16 protein-coding genes are annotated in these 17,956 nt (G+C 47.5%); 10 read left to right on the plus strand and 6 right to left on the minus strand.

Features of this window, described 5'->3' with window-relative positions; translation table 11 throughout:
* The first annotated feature begins 63 nt into the window (after nucleotides 1–63).
* The 9 genes from DPO_RS19630 (at nucleotide 64) to DPO_RS25875 (ending at nucleotide 9,515) form a co-directional block, all read left to right on the plus strand.
* Nucleotides 64–2,076: a molybdopterin-containing oxidoreductase family protein gene (locus DPO_RS19630; protein WP_160166932.1), complete on the plus strand. Its 2,013-nt coding sequence runs from the start codon at nucleotides 64–66 to the stop codon at nucleotides 2,074–2,076.
* Nucleotides 2,073–3,146 carry a uroporphyrinogen decarboxylase family protein gene (locus tag DPO_RS19635; protein WP_006968125.1) on the plus strand — a complete coding sequence of 358 codons (1,074 nt, stop codon included), beginning with the start codon at nucleotides 2,073–2,075 and terminating at the stop codon, nucleotides 3,144–3,146. The genes DPO_RS19630 and DPO_RS19635 overlap by 4 nt, the downstream gene beginning before the upstream one ends.
* Complete coding sequence (locus DPO_RS19640) at nucleotides 3,143–3,943, plus strand: ABC transporter ATP-binding protein (RefSeq protein ID WP_006968126.1); 801 nt, start codon at nucleotides 3,143–3,145, stop codon at nucleotides 3,941–3,943. The genes DPO_RS19635 and DPO_RS19640 overlap by 4 nt, the downstream gene beginning before the upstream one ends.
* A complete protein-coding gene (locus tag DPO_RS19645) occupies nucleotides 3,933–4,724 on the plus strand; it encodes an ABC transporter permease (RefSeq protein ID WP_006968127.1) in 792 nt (263 codons plus the stop codon). The genes DPO_RS19640 and DPO_RS19645 overlap by 11 nt, the downstream gene beginning before the upstream one ends.
* Nucleotides 4,725–4,757: 33 nt before the next feature.
* Entirely contained in the window at nucleotides 4,758–5,714 is a 957-nt protein-coding gene (locus tag DPO_RS19650) for an ABC transporter substrate-binding protein (RefSeq protein ID WP_006968128.1), read from the plus strand.
* A 7-nt stretch (nucleotides 5,715–5,721) separates the two neighbouring features.
* Nucleotides 5,722–6,753 carry a uroporphyrinogen decarboxylase family protein gene (locus DPO_RS19655; protein WP_006968129.1) on the plus strand — a complete coding sequence of 344 codons (1,032 nt, stop codon included), beginning with the start codon at nucleotides 5,722–5,724 and terminating at the stop codon, nucleotides 6,751–6,753.
* Entirely contained in the window at nucleotides 6,746–8,344 is a 1,599-nt protein-coding gene (locus DPO_RS19660; protein ID WP_006968130.1) for an ASKHA domain-containing protein, read from the plus strand. The genes DPO_RS19655 and DPO_RS19660 overlap by 8 nt, the downstream gene beginning before the upstream one ends.
* Before the next feature lie 59 nt (nucleotides 8,345–8,403).
* Nucleotides 8,404–9,063: a corrinoid protein gene (locus DPO_RS19665; RefSeq protein ID WP_201765650.1), complete on the plus strand. Its 660-nt coding sequence runs from the start codon at nucleotides 8,404–8,406 to the stop codon at nucleotides 9,061–9,063.
* A gap of 77 nt (nucleotides 9,064–9,140) precedes the next feature.
* Nucleotides 9,141–9,515 (plus strand): DNA polymerase beta superfamily protein, encoded by a 375-nt coding sequence (locus DPO_RS25875; protein WP_201765651.1) that lies wholly within the window; start codon nucleotides 9,141–9,143, stop codon nucleotides 9,513–9,515.
* Nucleotides 9,516–9,612: 97 nt separating this feature from the next.
* On the opposite strand, the gene trsM is transcribed toward DPO_RS25875, so the two are convergent.
* Entirely contained in the window at nucleotides 9,613–10,317 is a 705-nt protein-coding gene (gene trsM, locus DPO_RS19675; protein ID WP_006968119.1) for a DVU_1556 family methyltransferase, read from the minus strand.
* Complete coding sequence (locus DPO_RS24730; protein ID WP_006968121.1) at nucleotides 10,271–10,630, minus strand: hypothetical protein; 360 nt, start codon at nucleotides 10,628–10,630, stop codon at nucleotides 10,271–10,273. The genes trsM and DPO_RS24730 overlap by 47 nt, the downstream gene beginning before the upstream one ends.
* Before the next feature lie 140 nt (nucleotides 10,631–10,770).
* On the opposite strand from DPO_RS24730, the gene DPO_RS19685 reads away from it, so the two are divergent.
* Nucleotides 10,771–12,126, plus strand: coding sequence for an IS91 family transposase (locus tag DPO_RS19685; protein WP_006968122.1), 1,356 nt, complete (start codon nucleotides 10,771–10,773; stop codon nucleotides 12,124–12,126).
* Nucleotides 12,127–13,354: 1,228 nt separating this feature from the next.
* On the opposite strand, the gene DPO_RS19695 is transcribed toward DPO_RS19685, so the two are convergent.
* The 4 genes from DPO_RS19695 to DPO_RS19710 all read right to left on the minus strand — a co-directional run bounded on the left by DPO_RS19695 (nucleotide 13,355) and on the right by DPO_RS19710 (nucleotide 17,904).
* Complete coding sequence (locus tag DPO_RS19695; protein WP_040012112.1) at nucleotides 13,355–14,452, minus strand: hypothetical protein; 1,098 nt, start codon at nucleotides 14,450–14,452, stop codon at nucleotides 13,355–13,357.
* Nucleotides 14,445–15,824 carry a B12-binding domain-containing radical SAM protein gene (locus DPO_RS19700; RefSeq protein ID WP_006968134.1) on the minus strand — a complete coding sequence of 460 codons (1,380 nt, stop codon included), beginning with the start codon at nucleotides 15,822–15,824 and terminating at the stop codon, nucleotides 14,445–14,447. The genes DPO_RS19695 and DPO_RS19700 overlap by 8 nt, the downstream gene beginning before the upstream one ends.
* A gap of 206 nt (nucleotides 15,825–16,030) precedes the next feature.
* Nucleotides 16,031–16,477 carry a universal stress protein gene (locus DPO_RS19705; protein WP_006968135.1) on the minus strand — a complete coding sequence of 149 codons (447 nt, stop codon included), beginning with the start codon at nucleotides 16,475–16,477 and terminating at the stop codon, nucleotides 16,031–16,033.
* Nucleotides 16,478–16,584: 107 nt separating this feature from the next.
* The gene (locus DPO_RS19710) at nucleotides 16,585–17,904 is read right to left on the minus strand and encodes an MFS transporter (protein WP_006968136.1); all 1,320 of its coding nucleotides are present in this window, start codon (nucleotides 17,902–17,904) and stop codon (nucleotides 16,585–16,587) included.
* Nucleotides 17,905–17,956: the final 52 nt, after the last annotated feature.

The raw sequence follows: 17,956 nt of genomic DNA on the forward strand, positions 1-17,956 counted from the left end.
CCGTAATATTAGGGTTTATCAAAAAAGGAGTAATCCTCAAAAAAAAGTATAGGGCGTATGAATTTGAAACGTATTGGCACACCATCCATTTGTAATATCTGTAAAGAAAACTGCGGTATTCAGGTACAGAACACAGGTCATGGCCTCCGTATTACCGGAAATCCGGATCATCCCGTCAGCAAAGGATTTCTCTGCATCCGAGGGAAAAATTTCGGAGAAATCCATGCATCCCCCCATCGGTTGCAGGAACCCTTGCTGAAAAACGGCTCCGGTTGGCAGCCCATATCCTATGATAAAGCGCTCCGGCTTCTGGCCGACCGATTTGACGGCATCAGACAGAAATACGGTGCTGAAAGTGTTGTGTTCTACAAGGGAGAATCACTCAAGCACCAGGAGATTTCTCAATATTTTAGCCATCTGGCCCGTGGTTTTGGAACGCCCAACTATATTTCCGTCGGCAGCTTGTGCCATTTTGCTATGACCCTGGGATTTACACTGACCTGTGGGGGAATCCCTGCCCCTGATTATTCCCGGATAAAATCAGCCATCATCTGGGGGGCCAACCCGGCAGTTTCCCTTGCCAGGTCATCCCTGGAATTAAAACAGGCGCTCAAGGAAGGGCTGAAACTTGTGGTCGTGGATCCATCCGTCACCCGGACCGCGGAACTGGCGGATTGCCATCTTGCCATTACCCCGGGGACCGATGGATATCTTGCCCTGGCATTCATCAAATATGCCGTCCTGAATCAGCATATTCACCCGTCACTGAAACTTGGCAATGGGTGGGATGATCTGTGCAATATGATTTCAGACATATCCATCCAGGATCTGCTGAAACCTGCAAGAATCAGCGAAGAAGGGTTTTTGTACGCCGCTTCCCTGATTTTTGGACACCTGCCCGGCTGGATACAGACCGGATCCGGTCTTGAACTGCAACCTGTCGGCGTTCAGACAGTGCGTGCCATATCCTCCCTTTTGACGATTCTGGATCCCTATGCTGTTACAACCCCAATGTCATCCCGGCTTTCAACTCTTCCGGGAGAGGATGGATACCCGGCCATCCAAGCAGAACCCATTGGCAAAACAGAGCTGCCCCTTTTTGAAGCAAGTCTTGGCCAGGGCCAGGGAATGCTTCTTCCCAAAGCGATTTTGCAGGATGATCCTTATCCTGTCCGGGCCATGATGGTCATCGGGGGGAACCCCCTGATGACTTTTCCCGGCACCCCTATTTATCGCCAGGCCTTTAAAAAATTGGACTTCCTGGCTGTGTTCGATCTGTTTATGACACCGACCGCACAGATTGCGGACCTGGTCCTGCCAGCCGCGACCTTTCTGGAAAACCTGGAGTTGATCGATTACGGTCGGGGAGGAAAACCATACCTGGGACTGATCCGGCCGGTGGCAGATACAGGTTTTGGCTGGCCGGCATGGAAATTGATTTTCAGGCTGGCAGATGCCTTCGGCCTAAAGAACCTTTTTCCCTGGAGAGATAACAAGGAGGCCATAAAACATAGATTGTCACCCGGCACCATAACCTTTGACAATCTTATGGAAAGTCCTTCATCAACTGTCGTGTACACGCCGGAACCGAGGATGCCTGGCCAGTGGAATACTCCGGACAAAAAGGTTAATTACTTCTCCTCCCTTGTGGAAAAAACCGGAAATTTTCCATTGCCAGTTATGGAGAGTTTCCGGCTTCCCCATTCTCCTGATGACATGTTCCCATTTTGGCTTAGTACCGGAGACCGGGTTCCCTCCTACCAGCATAGTCAGTTCAGGGAAAGCCTAACATGCAAAGCCGATTTTCCGAAACCAGTGTTGGACATGCATCCTGAAGCCGCTTCCCGTCTGGGAATTGTCCATGATGAAAAAGTCAGGCTCTCGACCCGGGACGGCAGGATTGACCTTCCTGTGCGGCTGACCCAAGAGGTCCGCCATGACTGCTTGCGGCTGGCCCACGGATGGGTGGAAGCCAACGCCAATGAACTGACCTGTCCGGAGTATCTGGACCCCTTGTCCGGATTCCCCTGGATGAGGGCGCTCCCGGCAAGGGTGGAAAGAGTTGCCGGGCAATGATCGATTTTTCAACCAAAGACACCCTGACCGCAAAAGAGCGCCTTGCCGCACTCATTGACGAAGAGCCCATGGACCGGGTCCCTTTCAATCCCTGTGCCATCGGATTTTCTGCAAAGCTGTACGGTATCGACAGGGGAGAATTCTACCGGAACCCGGAAAAAGCCTTTGCCGCCGGTATGCACCTGATGAAGACCTATCCCTGGATGAATTGCAGACCTTCTTACGGATGGGCCGATCGAGGTGCCTGGGAATTTGGGGGCAGGGTTGTCTGGCCGGACGGGAACCGCTTTATTGCTCCAGGATCGATTCCCTTAAGGGTCTTGCCTCAAAAGATCGGTGATCTGCCTGATCCGGACCCTGAAAAAGCAGGAATGAATCCCCTTGTGGATCATTTCAACACCTTGTGCCGTAAACAGGGATTTCTTGCATCGCTTCCCGGCGGGACGCCAACAACGCTTTCTGCCGGGATTGTAGGGCGGCCGGATTTTTTAAAATGGCTGGTCCGGTATCCGGACGCGGTCCATATGCTGCAAAAAAAAGTGACCCGGTTCATCATCCGGACCGCCGAAACAACCCTGAAAAAGTTTGGAGCCCAGAACTGTTCTGTTTTCTGCGGCGTACCCATGGAATCTAACCAGCTTATTTCGGCTCAAATGTTTGAAGAATTTGCCAAGCCCTATATCCGAGAAATTTTTTCCTTGTACCGGTCTTCCGGGGTCAAGAATATGGTGGTGCATCTGTGTGGGGATCATATCGCCAACCTCAAACACTGGAAGGACATTGATCTTGCGCCGCGGACAGTATTCTCCATTGGCCATGAAATGGATCTTGAAAAAACCGGCATGGTTATCGGCGCTGCCCATATCCTTGCAGGCAATATTAACAATGAAACTCTTCACCGGGCCAGCCCTGGGGCAGTCCGTCAAGAGGTTGGGCGGTGTCTTTCAGCCGGGATGAAACACCCGGGAGGATTTATGCTCATGCCTTCTTGCGAATTTCCGCCCGATACTCCCCTTGAAAACCTGGAAGCCGTTGCATGTGCACTTTTTGAAGAGGGGTATATGAGATGAAACTCATCGTCAGAAACCTTCGAAAAGAGTATACCTCCGGACCGAACCATCATTTTACAGTTCTGGACAACCTGAACCTTACGGTTGAAGATGGGGAATTCCTCTCCTTGCTTGGACCCAGCGGGTGCGGCAAATCAACCCTGCTGGAAATCATCGCAGGTCTGCAGACCCACAGCAGCGGGGAAATCATTATCAACAACCAGGAACCTGGGAAAAACGCTGCGAAACCGGCCATTGTATTCCAGCATTACGGCCTTTTTCCATGGCTGACGGTTCAGCAAAATATTGAATACGGGCTCAAGATCCGCGGGATTGACCGGAAAACGAGGAACAAAATTGCCCTTGATCATATCCGGATGATGCACCTCAACGGGTTTGCCAAATTCTATCCCCATGAATTGTCGGGCGGCATGCAGCAGCGGGTTGCCCTGGCCAGGGCATTGGCCAACAACCCGGACATTCTCCTTTTGGATGAGCCCTTTGCCGCCCTGGATGCCCAGACCCGAGAAAGCTGCCAACGGGAACTTCTCAATCTCTGGCAGCAGACAAGGGTCACCATTCTTTTTGTTACCCACGATGTGGGAGAGGCGATCTTTCTTTCCGACCGGGTTGTCGTGATGTCAAAGGAACCCGGGTCGGTGAAAGACCTGATCCCCATCAACATTCCCAGGCCAAGGGATTTGAGCGTGCGCATAGCCGAAGAATTCCGCAGAACGGAAATGCGCATCCGGCTGATGATCTCGGAGAGCTCAAACCAGACGACAACAGTTCAGAATGAGGTGCCCCATGCGGGATGATTTTCAGTTCGGAAAAAAAGCCGGCCGGCTGCTGATAAAAATCATTCTTCCCGCAATGATTATTGCCGGTTGGCAGATTTTGGTTATTTACGGTGATCTGCCGCCCATCCTCCTGCCGAAACTAGAAAAAGTAGGGGCGGATTTTATAACATATCTGATGAACGGCGAACTCCTCCACCATGTGCTGATAAGCCTGAGACGGTGTGCCATCGGCTTTTTTGCAGGCTCGGCTACAGGAATTGCCATGGGTATTCTCCTGGGATGGTTCAGACGGCTGGAAGATTTTTTTGATGTTACTCTCAATTTCAGCCGTTCGATTCCAAAAACCGCACTGGCCCCTCTTCTGATCGTCTGGTTCGGATTCGGGGACTTTCCCAAGGTGTTGCTGATCGGCCTAGGCGCTTTTTTCTACACAGTGATACCTACCCTGGAAGGGGTCCGGAATGTGGACAATCTTTTGGTGAAATCCGCACGGTCCATGGGTGCCAATGACCGCCAAATAGTCCTGAGTGTCATCCTGCCCGCGTCCATGCCGTCCATCTATGCCGGCATCCGTATTGCCGCGGCTTCTTCGTTTGTCATCCTGCTGTTTGTTGAAATCATTTCCGGCAACAGCGGCCTTGGCTTTCTCCTTGAAAACTCAAGGGAAAGCCTGAACACCTCCACCATGTTTATGACCCTTATCGTGGTGGGAATCCTCGGTTTCAGCCTGGACTGGCTGGTCCGTTTCACGGAAAAAAAAGTCATGCCCTGGCAAAGGGGCAGGACCCTGTCACGCTAAACAGTATAATACTTACAAAGGAGTATCTTGAAGATGAAAAATTGTATGATTTTAATGATCACGATTCTACTTCTGACCGCCTTCATGGCCGGTTCAGCTACCGCCCTTGAAAAACACAAAATGCGGGTGGTTACCACGACCTATGATATTACCATGGATGTCACCATTGCCAAAGAAAAAGGATATTTTGAGCTCCTGGGTCTGGATTTTGAACCGATTACGGTCAAAGGCGGTACGGCAACCATTATTTCAGCCATCGGGTCAGGGGATGTGGATGGCTGCTTTCTTGCCTCATCCGGAGCCTTTGCAGCGTATTCCAAAGGGGTGAGAATGGTGCAGGTGGCGGGCAACGGAAACCGGACCTTTGATTTCTACGCACTCAAGGATTCTCCCATCAATTCCCTCAAAGATTTTGAAGGCAAAAAAATCGCCAATAAGCCCAGACCCTCAGGCCCATGGTTGTCGCTCCGCCATGACCTGGACGACCAGAACATCAATGCCGAGGTCATTGATGTGAAAACCGAAGATCTGGCACTTTCTGCCCTGCTCACCGGTAAGGTGGATGTTTCCATCGGAGAAGCGGCTTTTGAGGCTATGTACGGCGACAAAATAAAAAAAGTCCATAGTTCCACCATCAGCAAATATCTCTACAATTCCTGCGGTTGGTGGTTCAAGGAAGAATATGCCAAAAAAAATCCTGACGCGATCAAAAAATTTGTAGACGGCATGCTGCTGGCCCGTCTTTTCATCCATGAACATAAAGATAAAGCTATGCAGATCCTTGCCAGGGAAACCCACATGGACCTGGCGGCATTTAAATTCAAGGATGCCTATACACTTCCCACCTTTGACATGCCCACCACCATTTATAAATACGGCCTGGATAAAATGGTGGGAATTTTTCAAAAATATCAGCTCGTGGAAGGTGAGGTAAATGTGGACGATCTTGTGGACAGGCGCTTCAGCCTCATTATCGACGAGGATTATTAACCAGAATATGACTCCCCGGCAAAGACTTCTTTGTGCTCTCCGGGCCGAAGCGGTTGACAGGGTGCCGGTCATCATCCCGGGCGGGATGATGGCCGGCAGCCTTTATGCACTCTTACAGCAGAAAAGCGTTTCTTATCCGGATCTTCATACCCGGGCCACGGTCATGGCCGGGTATGCGCGGCTGCTTCAGGAGACCTGTGAACTCGACAATTACGGGGTCCCCTTCTGCATGACCATTGAGGCTGAGGATTTTGGAGCACGGATTGATCTGGGTGATCCCCTCAAAGAGCCCCGGGTTGCACATTATCCTGCAGCCACGCTGGATGCGGTGCTGGCAAGAGAACCAGTTCCCTGTAGGCGCCACGAAATCACCCTGGAAGCGATCTACCGTCTGGCCGGCAGCACTGTGCCGGTGATCGGAAATGTCATCGGCCCGATCTCGCTGCTCACTTCCTTGGCAGACCCTGCTATCGTCTATCGGGCGCTTGCAACAGATGGTATGAAAATTGCCGCCACTCTGGACCATCTTACCCGGCACATCGCGTTCTTTGCGGAAGAACAGATCAAGGCCGGGGCCGAGGTCATTGTTCTTGCCGACCCGGGCGCATCAGGTGAAATCATCGGAGGCGAATATTTTAAAACCCTGGCGGCGCCAGCCATAAACCAGATCATCCGCGCGGTCAGGGGACGGGGCATACCGGCCGTACTGCATATCTGCGGAAATATTATGGCCCTGGCCGGGGCCCTGGCACCCATTCCATGGGATGCCCTTTCCGTGGATTCTGTGGTCAGCCTGAAAAAACTCAAGCCCTTTTTTCCTGGAAGGGCCTTGATGGGGAATGTTTCAACGCATCTTCTGGCAGTTTCAGGTCATGACAGGATCACCCGGGCAGCCATTCATGCCGCAGAGGTCTCTGCCATCCTGGCCCCGGCCTGCGGTCTTTCCACCACCACGCTTCCGGAGAACATCCGCAGCATGGTCCGCGCTGCACAGGGTGCGGCGCGGAAACTGACGATAAGGCCGGCAGCAGATGGTTGAAAACATCAAGGTGGCCATTGAGCCCGGGGGAAAACATATTTTTGTGGAGCCGGGAACATTCCTTCTGGATGCTCTTCTCAAGTCCGGCAGCCCGATGCAGACAGCCTGTGGGGGCAGGGGCACATGCGGCAAATGCCGAGTCCGTGTCCGGGGGGACACGGGTTTTCCCGATGAAAAGGAACGGCATCATCTCACCGCGGCAGACCTGTCGAAAGGCTTCCGGCTTTCCTGCTGCCGGTTGCTATATAGTGATGTGAAGGTCGAATTACCCGACGGTGAAGGCTGTTTGCCTGATGGCTGCCGGGATAAAGCCGGGTTTGTAGTACGACCATTTTTTTCAAAACTGGCCGTGGCGATCGATATTGGCACCACTACCATAAAAATGGAAATCATTAATCTTCCAGAGAGAGAATCCCTTGCCAGTCATTCAGCGCTCAACCCGCAGCGAGTCTTTGGCCACGATGTCATGAGCCGAATCCATGCAGCCCGTCATCCGGAATCCTCCGGCCAGATGACAGGGGCCCTCAGAAACACGGTGACACAGATGATTCTGCAATCTCTTGCGAAAATCGATGCACAACCCAGAGATGTCGTCCGCATCGTAATTTCCGCAAATACCGTCATGCTGCACTTTTTTTTTGGCATGGATGTTCGGGGTCTGGGCAAATACCCCTATACTCCCGAGTCCCTGGGTGCGACCATCGGCTGGGCCGTGCAGTACGGCTTGGATGATTTTGGGAAAACCCCGGTCCTCGGGTTCCCGGCCATTTCCGCCTATCTTGGCGGAGATCTGGTGTCCGGACTTCTGTCAACCGGTGTTCACTGGAGCACCCGGAATACCATTTTGATAGACATCGGAACCAATAGTGAAATAATCCTTGCCACCCCCAATGGACTTTTGGCAACCTCGTGCGCTGCTGGGCCTGCGTTGGAAGGTATGAACATTGAATATGGGATGACGGCATCCTCCGGAGCCATTTCCGGATTCGAAATTCTCGATGAAATCAGACTGAACGTCATGGGAGGGGTATCAGAACCATCCGGGTTGTGCGGTTCCGGTATTGTTGAGCTGACAGCCGAACTTTTGCGGACAAGGGTGGTTGACAGGACCGGAAAAATGGAAATGCCGGTCAATAGCTTGCTGCCATCTGACATTCTGGAAAGGTTGCGCATTCACCGGGAGACTTTGGCCTTTTTTCTTACCGAATCAGTCTGTTTTACCCAGAAAGATGTACGACAGGTTCAGCTCGCCAAAGCCGCCATCCTGGCCGGCCAGAAAATATTAAGGGAAAAGGCGGGCCTGTCTCTGGATGAAATTGAATCCGTGGTTATCGCAGGAGAGTTCGGCCGGCATCTTAATCCTGAGCACCTGATCCGGCTGGGAATGATGGAGCCGCTTTCCCATGCTGTTTTTTCATTTGTGGGCAACAGCAGTCTAAAGGGTGCTGAAATCATTGCGTTCAATCCCGAACAGATGGAGGAAGCCCGGAAAATTGCAAGTCGGGTAGAAGCCTTTCCTCTGGCAATGCTTGACCGGTATGAACAGCTTTTCATTGAGTCGCTGGAATTTCCGGACATGGGCACACAATAAAACAGATTTAGATTGATGATATGGTGTGTATAGCTCATCATACGGAGAAAAGAATGTTGATGACAAAAGATAAGATTCTTCAAGGGCTGACAGATGCTGTGGTGGCAATGGATGAAACCGGTGCTTCAACCCTGGCTCGAGAGGTCCTGAATCAGGGCATTGATGTCCGGGAAGCCATCTTTGACGGACTTTCAAGGGGGATGGAGATTGTCGGCCGGAAATATGAACGCGGCGAATATTTCATCCCGCAGATGTTGGTCTGTTCAGATGCGATGAATGTGGCTATCGAAATATTAAAACCCCATCTCAAGGTGGCGGACGGCTGCATTGCTGGCCGGGTCGTTATTGGTGTTGTGGAAGGAGACACCCACGATATCGGCAAAAATCTTGTCAGGATTATGCTCGAATCTGGCGGGTTTATCGTCCATGATCTCGGTCGGGATGTCCGGGTGCAGAAGTTCATTGACGAAGCAGAAAGTGTCCGGGCAGATATGATCTGCCTTTCAACTCTTATGACAACTGCCATGAACAGCATGGAAGAAGTGATCCAGGCTTTGATGAACCAGGGAATCAGAAAAAAATATAAGGTCCTGGTGGGAGGGGGTCCTGTTTCCCAGTCCTTTGCCGACAGCATTCAGGCGGATGGATATGCCTCCAATGCAGTCCATGCAGTCAAAAAGGCCAGGGAGTTATTGACTCAGAAAGACCATAACAGCTAAAGGAATTAAGAAGACGGGGCTGGTCCGTATCCATGGAATACCGGCGACGGAAACCCACCCAGTATCTTTGGTGTTGGATGAATTATTCCGGTATATCGGCGTATTACCGTCCCATACCCTTTGATTTTCGGTTTATTTGTCTCAGGAAAAAGGAATGGTATCTGTCCATTGACCTTGATCAAAAACCAGAGGTTATTGAACTGCCTATTCTGGATGAACTGGATATCAATGGTTGGGACCTTAGAAAAGCCCTGAGACTCTTCCAGAAATCCAACCCGCCCCTGCTGGAATGGCTCTCATCTCCCGTTGTCTACAAAATTGAACATCACAGCTCGCTTGATCCTGACAAGGAAACACTTCAAAGCCGCCTGGCCACTGAAAACTGGGATGCCCCTATTGTTGTCACCACCATTGTACAGTTTTTTGAATCTCTCTTTGCTGCAAAATCTTAAACTCTCTCTATCCCCGTGGAGATCACCATCCGGTACACATCCCTGCCGCCCTGTACACCCAACGGGAAACGGTTGCTGACCCTGGGTTGATACCCGGTCAATGATATTTTGTCGCAACGAACAGGCCGTACCCCAGTTTCAGACTTCCGGTACGGCACATGTGTGTCAGGCGCCCGCAGCCGGCCGCGCCGGGCAGAGCATCCCAGAAACGGTCCAGACTGCCGTATTCAAACACGATCTGGCCGGCCAGCTGTTTGAGAAACCGCGTGTGGTCCTCCATCAGGGTGATGGTGAACCCTGCGCTTTCCAGGATCCGGATCAGGTCAATGATCCCCATGGCCCCCTCCATGCAGGAGGTGAACGGACCCTCTCCCTGGTACTGCCTGACCGCGGAAAGATATTTTTCCGGTATATACAGATCCGAAAGCACCAGATGGCCGTCGGGCCGAAGGATACGGTAAAATTCTCCCAGGCAGCTGGATTTCTCCTGAACCAGGGAAAACACGCATTCGCAGAAAATGCCTTTGAACGTGTCTTCCTCAAACGGCAGCCCCGGTATCCGGGCCTGGACCAGTTCCGGAAACACGGAAGACGGCCGTCCGGTACCGTGCCGCCTGTTCCTGTCAACGGCCCGGTCAATGCTGATATCAATGCCCACCACCCGGATGCCGAATTCATCTGACAGATACCGGCCGGTGACCCCATACCCGCATCCGGCGTCCAGAACCCGGTCCCCGGCCGCAAACCCGCAGAAATCAAAGGCCCTGTCCGTCAGGTGCAGGCCCCCCCCCGGCCCGGGCATCGGCAGGGGATCCGGGAATAAAGGAGCAATCCTCGTCCACAGTCATCCGGTGGCTCCAGGTGTTCAGCTGATCCGGCATCTCGTGGTCATAGCCTTCAAAATGGGGGACCTCTTCGATGAGGGTGCGGTATGCATTCGGGGCGGTGGCAAACTTAGAATTGCCCACGCCCTGGTCACACCTTCCACCAAGCGATCCGGAATCTGTTCGGCAATGGTAATGACGGCCGCATCGAATCCGGCATGGTCGATGGACAGCCGAAACGATGTTACAGACCAGGTCCCAAACCGCATCGGGATGTGGGTAGTTTTCCATTTCTTTTTTTATGCTTTTTTTTGTTTAATTTATACAACAAATGTTGTAATTTTTAAACAAATGGCTGTTGTTTTCATCCTGCATTATTCTGACCATCACTCTGGCCGGCCGTAAAACAGATTAATTGTATTGATTTAATAATGGCCCAAATTGACAATCATCATTTTGATATTTACCAACCGCGTAATCCTAAGGCAAGCGCATATTACAAGTGTGTCGAAAATCATTTTGAAGAGCTGGAAAGGGCCTGGGATGACATGTACGCATCCCGGTATGGATTCTGGCGCACCTACGTCATGACGGTGATTTACAAATATCTCGACTGTGGAGATCTCCATATAGGATTTGCCAGGGTCCGTTGTGAAGAATGCGGACACGAGTATTTGCTGGCATTTTCCTGCAAACGCAGGCAATTCTGCCCGTCTTGCCATCAGAAACGGGTGATTGAATATGGCGAATGGCTGTTAACGGAGGTGCTGAAAGATGTCCCCCATCGGCAGTGGGTTTTCAGTATCCCCAAACGGCTGCGGATCTATTTTCTTTATGACAGGAAGCTGTTGGCTAAATTGTCGATCTGTGCCTGGAAAGTGATGAATACATACTTGAAATCTGTCGTTTCCGATGAAACCGGCGTACCTGGTGCCAGTATCGCGGTACAAACTTACGGGGATTTTTTGAATTTCAATCCGCATCTGCATGCTATCACCACTGATGGCTGTTTTCTTAATGACGGCAGTTTCAAGGCGGCACCAGGTTTTATACTGGAGGATCTGGAAAAGATTTTCCAATATGAGGTGCTGAAAATGCTCAAGAAGGAGGGAAAAATTAATGATGCCGTCATTGAGAATATGCTTTCATGGCGCCATAGTGGTTTCCATGTTTATATCGGTGATAGAATAACACCGTCAGATACAACCGGTCTTGGCAACCTGGCCCGTTACATTATCCGGGCCTGCTTTTCACAGGAGAGAATGGTTTATGTTCCAGTTGAAGACTTAGCAGATGGTATTGCCAAAGTTGTTTATATATCCAAAGACGGGAAGTCCAGGAAAGTTTTTACAGCACTGGACTGGTTGGCCAGACTGACGACTCATATTCCGGGGCGGTATGAACAGACGGTAAGGTACTATGGTTGGTATTCGAACAAATCCCGCGGGATGCGGAAAAAGGCCGGCACGGATGATACCATCCCTGCTGTTATGCCCAATGATATATCCTCCAAAGAATCCCGGCGGAACTGGGCACGGCTGATCCGGAAAATTTATGAGGTCGATCCGCTTGTGTGCCCCAAATGCCATGGTGAAATGAAAATCATCAGCTTTATCGAAGAATTTGATGTCATTGAAAAGATATTGCGCCATCTCGATCTTTGGGACATCCACAACCATGACCCGCCACAGAAGGTTTTCGATTACATTCTTGATCTGGTCTGCGCGTGGTCTTCAGGCTATGATGAGGCAGACTCCCGGATTCCGGAATTTGAGCACTGGTATTGATTTTTTTGAAATTGGGTTGAGGGATTACGGTGAGTTATGCTCAAAATCCGATTTATTCTGAATTTATTCTGAACATTTTTCAAAATTTTGTCAGGAATTTCAAAATATTTCTTTCTTGTTTTTTTTGATCTTGATTTTTGTCTTGACATAAACTGACCACCCCTGATACAAGCACAACATGTTGTGCTTGTATCAGGGGTGCAATAATATTTTTAACTGAAGGGATTTTTGATACTTTCTTTGGCAAAAAGCAAGTTCTTATCCTTATATTGCAGGGCGGCTATAACGAATGTAATGTAAGGCAAAGGGCGGATGTGAGGCAAACGGGATTGCCATCCGCAATTCCGGTTGATCATTACATAACTCACGACAGGCATGCCGTCATCCCCGCGCAGGCGGGGGATCGCAAAATAAAAATACCTTTTTGTTTAAACCCACTGGATTCCCGCCTGACCGAAGGTCAGCCTGTCCTGAGTTTAACGAAGGGCGGGGATAACGTGGAATTTTTTTACTTCCCCAATTCAATTTTGGGTGATGCAAGCCGTCATCAATTATGTGAACCTCAATAAATTGGAAATTTCATCAACATTGATAAGAGGTAAGTCATGCCAGAACCGATAAAGGTTATTTCTCGTAAGCGCTAAATTAACCCGGCAGAGCTTCACTTAAAAATGCGGGTTTTCTGTCCAACTCCCCGGAGCCAGCTCTTCTCCTCAATCGGCAACTTACAATGGGCTATGATATGGCGGGAGTCGAGCAAAGAGTTTGAGACATATTTGGTATTAATAAGGAGGAACTTTATTCCGGGTGCAGGAAGAAGATTGTATCGGAGGCCAGGAGTGTTTTTTGTTATTGGTGTGTGAGGGAGCTTGGGGAAAGCATGACACGCATGGCAAAGCAATTGGGGTTGACACAGCCTGCTGTTGGATATGCTGTAGATCGCGGCCATAACATTGTGAATAAAGAGAAAATTAGACTGAGCGAATAGGTTTCTTAGTTTCTTATGGACGTCCCCATTTGACGTGAAAAGCTGGGATTGTGAATAATCAATAACGGTTTCATTCACCTCAATTTGTTTTCTGGGCGGAGGGCCTGGCATTCCGGTCCCATAATCCAAGGTGTTTGAGGATCTTTTTGACTACTTCCTCATCCTCTATGCCGCTTATTACCTTCATCTTTCCGGCGCATTTTGGACAGGTTAATGGGTCTACCTCATAAATCTTCCGGATCAGCCTAACCTGGCAAAGGATTTATTCCTTATTACCCAATATTCATGGACTTTTTTCCCGCCATTTTCCTGGATAAAAGAAAGCATCGATTGTTTCTCTTCGGAGATATTTCCGATTTGACATCTTTTAAATTTAAATTTGTTCTTCATAATCTTTGCGGCTTCATTAATCAAAGACTTTTCGATTAAATCTTTATCATTTTTGGCTTTTTTGCTTACAATAATCTTAAAAACCTTTCCCTCGTCAATCTTGGCCAACGAGTTATTTATCAAATCTTCAGTACCAAAAATAGCCTTTCGACCGCCTTCAATTAACAAAGGGTACAAATTGGGCCACCAATGTATAAATCCTACAACCTCCCCGTTTTTTTCAGCAAACAGAATGTAATCATCTTTGTTTAAAATGTGTGAAATTTCCGAATAAAAAATCCGCGGCCATTCAAAAACATTGGTGTACCAAAATCCATTATTAACTAAATTATAAGGACAATCCTTACTCTGAGACCATAGGTTTAAGTATAATTTTTTATCTTCCTCATCATTGGATTGGTATTTTCGAATGTTTATTTTTGATAAGTATGGGTCTTTGTATTCATTTAACTCATCCAGATTTAATTCAAAGCATTGCATTGTTTTGCTACGTACAAATCCAAAGCTTTCAAATGTTTTTATCCACTCAAGGGTGTTGTAGGTATTTACGGCACAACTGGTGGACGGGAAAAATATCTTTGAGTTGATTTCCTCATAGATTTCTGCTTCGATAATATTGACTCCTGCTCTTTTTCCTATTTCATAGATTTCTTGTAATAAGGTGGTAACGACATCCGTATTGAGCTTCTCGTGACTTTTGAGAATCAGAGGCCTTGTTATTCGAAGAATTCTATCTTTAATCCACCTGCCTTTTGCAACATAGGGAAAGCAATAAAAGCTTGCGATCGGAATTTTACTTTCTTTGTCACACAGACAAAAACTCTGAACGCTTGAGGGCAAAGCGATATCTGATGGCAAATAATAGGGATCTTTTGCAAAAGCTTGATCAAAGATCCCATGGCATTCATTATCCATTGTATAAATTTTAAAGTTATTTGAGTTAAACAAACTCTAATTCTCCCAAGATTCGGCTTGCGCCACTTAAATAAAGCATTTTCATTTCTCGAAAATCATTGATATCATTTCTAAAAATCCAATTGTCGGGGACAAGATATGAATATTTCTTAATCAGATGCGAGTATGCTTCACGAGGAACAGTAGAGAATACATCAAATTGTTTAAGCTCTTTCCATCTGTCAATCATGATTAACTCTTCTTTGTAAAGGGAGACGGCTTCTGTATCAGGATAGGGTGTCATTAGCCAAAGTTGCGTTTTGGCACCAAGTCTTTTGAGCTCACACACCAAATCAAAGGTTAGCTGTATTTCTTTTTTTGTTTCTGTGGGAATACCAATCATTGCAGACACTGTAGGGACTAAACCCAAGCTTACTTCTTCTGCGATTGTCTTTTTAATATATTCTATGTTTACCCATTTTGGAAAACCTTTCCGTAACAGCTTTAATAATCTGGGAGAGGCACTCTCTATTCCGTGATAAACCCCAATACATCCAGCATCTCGCATTGCTAAAAGTAACTCAGAATCAACTTTATCAATTCGCGTCAAGCAGTCAAAGTGAATCGATAATTCTTTTAATGATACAAAGAACTCAAGGGCCCAGTCGCGTTTATTGGTCAGACCGTCATCTTCGAACCTTAAGAATCCAACATCATAGTTATCTTTAAGCCACTTAATCTCTCCTAAAATATTTTTAGGATTTCTTCTCCTTTGATATTTCCATAAGCGATTGGCTGAACAAAAAATGCATTTGTAAGGACATCCTCTGCTGGCAATAAGGGAAAAAACATATTTGCGATTAAGAGGCTGGTATTTTTCTATTGGTTCCAGTAAATGATAGGCCGGATAAGGAATCTCATCTAAATTCTTAATTAAGGGTCTATCTGGAGTATGCCGAATTTCTTTATCCTTTCGATAAGAAATACCATGTACTTCGTTGAGATCATTATTTTTCTCTATTGCACGCAGTAAGCTAACAATGGTTTCTTCTCCTTCGCCCCTTACGACAATGTCCACAGGACATAATTTCATTATCTCCTCGGGTTGAGATGAAGCATGAACGCCTCCCATGATGATCTTTACATCTGGATGTTTCCTTTTATATACTCTTACAAATTCTATGCAAAAAAGAAGATGGACCGTCCAACACGTAATTCCCAGTATATTTGCATTTCTACTTTCCACTATTTCTACTGATTTTTTAAGGACGTCTTGGGTATCAGATATTTCAAAATTCAGATCAAGAATATCGATGCTGTCAAAACCGCAATGTATTAAATGAGAGGCTAGATATGATACTCCCAAAGGGTATAATTTGCTCGGTGAATAAAACTGCCATGGAGGATTGATGAGTGTTACCTTCATGAGGGAGTGATCTCCAAACTGATTACTAAGAAGTCTCTAAGCATTTAAGCAATTCATAGTGACTTATGTTTTTCTCACTAACCGACATTGGGCCAAGATGCGACCAAGCACCTTGGCCCAATAAACACTTGTCAGGTATGCGCTGGGAAATATTTTAACAGCCTTAGGCCTGTATTTGTGATCTAAACGACGCAACGCTTTCAATCTTATTTGCACCTTAGCATGAAAAGTGATGCGAATTCACTTGCTCCCCTCAAAACCTTTTCAGCCACACTCCCCAGCCATAAATGCGAAAATCCTGATCTGCCATGGGTTGTCATTACGATGAGGTCAACAGAATTTTCTTTTGCGTACTCAATTATCTCATGTGCTGGACGCTCCCCAGTAAGGGTCGCCCAGGAGACTTTTATCCCCTTTGAGCTTAATTGCTCTGCTGAGTTAGTGAGAAACTGCTCTGCTGTTGTTTGTTCCTTTAAACTTGGTTCGCAGAAGTCACAAAAAGATCCCTCTTTTTCAATATAAATCGTAGCATGGGGAACAACATGGAGAAGGATTACTTCAGCCTTGTGTAATTTAGCCATTTCCTCAGCAGACTGCAGGGCATTAGCACATAGGATCGAACCGTCTAAAGGTACTAGTATCTTTTTATACATAACATCACCTTTTTTTTAAGAATCTATTTGATATCATATTATTTCTTCTTTGAGCAACAGAAAATATTAAAAATAAATAGTCCTGAATGCCTGAAAGTTTTTCCTCCTTATTCCCTAACGATGTTGACCAGAATGATTCCAAGAATGGCACATCCGGAAAGAAGACCAAATACGATACCCCAATTTTTTGTTGCATCTAGAATCATACCAATAACGAAACCCTGCGTGCCTGCTCCCATATAGTTAAAAAAGTTAACGGATCCGACAGCAGTGCCTGCCATTCGCCTTCCGCCAAAATCACAGGCTGTAGTAAAAACAAGACCGACCGACCCGAGGACAAAGAATCCCCCTATGGCGAGCAAGAAGAAAGAAAGAGGTAGACCTAGTGTCTTCAGACCCGCGCTCGCCAATATAATCATAATCGTTGTGAACGCTAGCATATAGATTGTGAGGATTTGATATCGTTTCGCCTTGAAGAAACGATCAGAGATCCATCCGGCAATTATGGGACCAACCGCCATTCCTAACGGCAACGCTATGGTGGCAATTGGAATTTTCTTTAAATTAATGCCAGCGGTTTCTGCATAATAAAGCGGCACCCAGGTTAAAAGACCGTATCTTCCCATATACAACATGAAAGAAGCTACCGCAAGGCAGACGAATTTCCAATTGCCAAATAAAAGGCCCCAAGCTTTGAAACCCGATATTTGGTCATCCCTCAATTCTTCCGCCTTACTTGAAATCGTGTTCGTCATTGTTTCTTTGTACTCGGGATAACCCGCATCTTTAGGTTTTGATCGGGCTAATATAAAAAACAAAATCGTCAACGGAAGCGTGCAAAATAGCAAGGGATAAGTAAAGGCGGCTCTCCACCCATAATGGGCTGCCACAGTGCCGGTAATCAACCACACAAATAAAGATGCTACCCCCATGGAGGTTGCAAAAATACCCGTGGCCAAACCTCTTTTTGCCTTAGGATACCACTGGGTTATCATATTGTTTGTGGGCGCATATGCTTGGCCCTGTATGAATCCGTTAAACCCCCATGGAATGAGCATTATATTTATTCTTGCCATACTTGCTACAATAATGTTTAAAATTACTGTGCCGATGCCGCCAATGGTATTCATAACTCTGGCACCATATGTATCCCCAAGTTTCCCGCTTATGAGCGTTCCAAAAGCGTAGGACCAGAACAAGACGGTTGCTCCCACTCCGGCCTGCGTTTTAGTAATTCCAAGGTCTTTAATCATCCAGGGCATACACATTCCCCAGTTGAGTCTTCCCAGATAATAAAAACTATACCAGATAGACACCAAGATCACAACCTTCCAAAATCTAAATCTGTCGTAACTTACCTGTTCACTATCTGTAAGGCCGAGGCCTTCAAATTCAGGATATTTATCTTTAGCTGTAGCATCTTTCATCTCACACAAGCCCTCCTTTTTTGATTTATCCCCAACCTTAAAACTATGGATA

Source organism: Desulfotignum phosphitoxidans DSM 13687, assembly GCF_000350545.1.
GTDB classification, from domain to species: domain Bacteria; phylum Desulfobacterota; class Desulfobacteria; order Desulfobacterales; family Desulfobacteraceae; genus Desulfotignum; species Desulfotignum phosphitoxidans.

Bases quoted from the DNA above. Each gene is read 5' to 3' on its own strand.
- DPO_RS19635 (WP_006968125.1), top strand. From the start codon at position 2,073: ATGATCGATTTTTCAACCAAAGACACCCTGACCGCAAAAGAGCGCCTT.
- DPO_RS19640 (WP_006968126.1), top strand. From the start codon at position 3,143: ATGAAACTCATCGTCAGAAACCTTCGAAAAGAGTATACCTCCGGACCG.
- DPO_RS19645 (WP_006968127.1), top strand. From the start codon at position 3,933: ATGCGGGATGATTTTCAGTTCGGAAAAAAAGCCGGCCGGCTGCTGATA.
- DPO_RS19650 (WP_006968128.1), top strand. From the start codon at position 4,758: ATGAAAAATTGTATGATTTTAATGATCACGATTCTACTTCTGACCGCC.
- DPO_RS19655 (WP_006968129.1), top strand. From the start codon at position 5,722: ATGACTCCCCGGCAAAGACTTCTTTGTGCTCTCCGGGCCGAAGCGGTT.
- DPO_RS19660 (WP_006968130.1), top strand. From the start codon at position 6,746: ATGGTTGAAAACATCAAGGTGGCCATTGAGCCCGGGGGAAAACATATT.
- DPO_RS19665 (WP_201765650.1), top strand. From the start codon at position 8,404: ATGACAAAAGATAAGATTCTTCAAGGGCTGACAGATGCTGTGGTGGCA.
- DPO_RS25875 (WP_201765651.1), top strand. From the start codon at position 9,141: ATGAATTATTCCGGTATATCGGCGTATTACCGTCCCATACCCTTTGAT.
- trsM (WP_006968119.1), bottom strand. From the start codon at position 10,317: ATGCCCGGGCCGGGGGGGGGCCTGCACCTGACGGACAGGGCCTTTGAT.
- DPO_RS24730 (WP_006968121.1), bottom strand. From the start codon at position 10,630: ATGGAAAACTACCCACATCCCGATGCGGTTTGGGACCTGGTCTGTAAC.
- DPO_RS19685 (WP_006968122.1), top strand. From the start codon at position 10,771: ATGGCCCAAATTGACAATCATCATTTTGATATTTACCAACCGCGTAAT.
- DPO_RS19700 (WP_006968134.1), bottom strand. From the start codon at position 15,824: ATGAAGGTAACACTCATCAATCCTCCATGGCAGTTTTATTCACCGAGC.
- DPO_RS19705 (WP_006968135.1), bottom strand. From the start codon at position 16,477: ATGTATAAAAAGATACTAGTACCTTTAGACGGTTCGATCCTATGTGCT.
- DPO_RS19710 (WP_006968136.1), bottom strand. From the start codon at position 17,904: ATGAAAGATGCTACAGCTAAAGATAAATATCCTGAATTTGAAGGCCTC.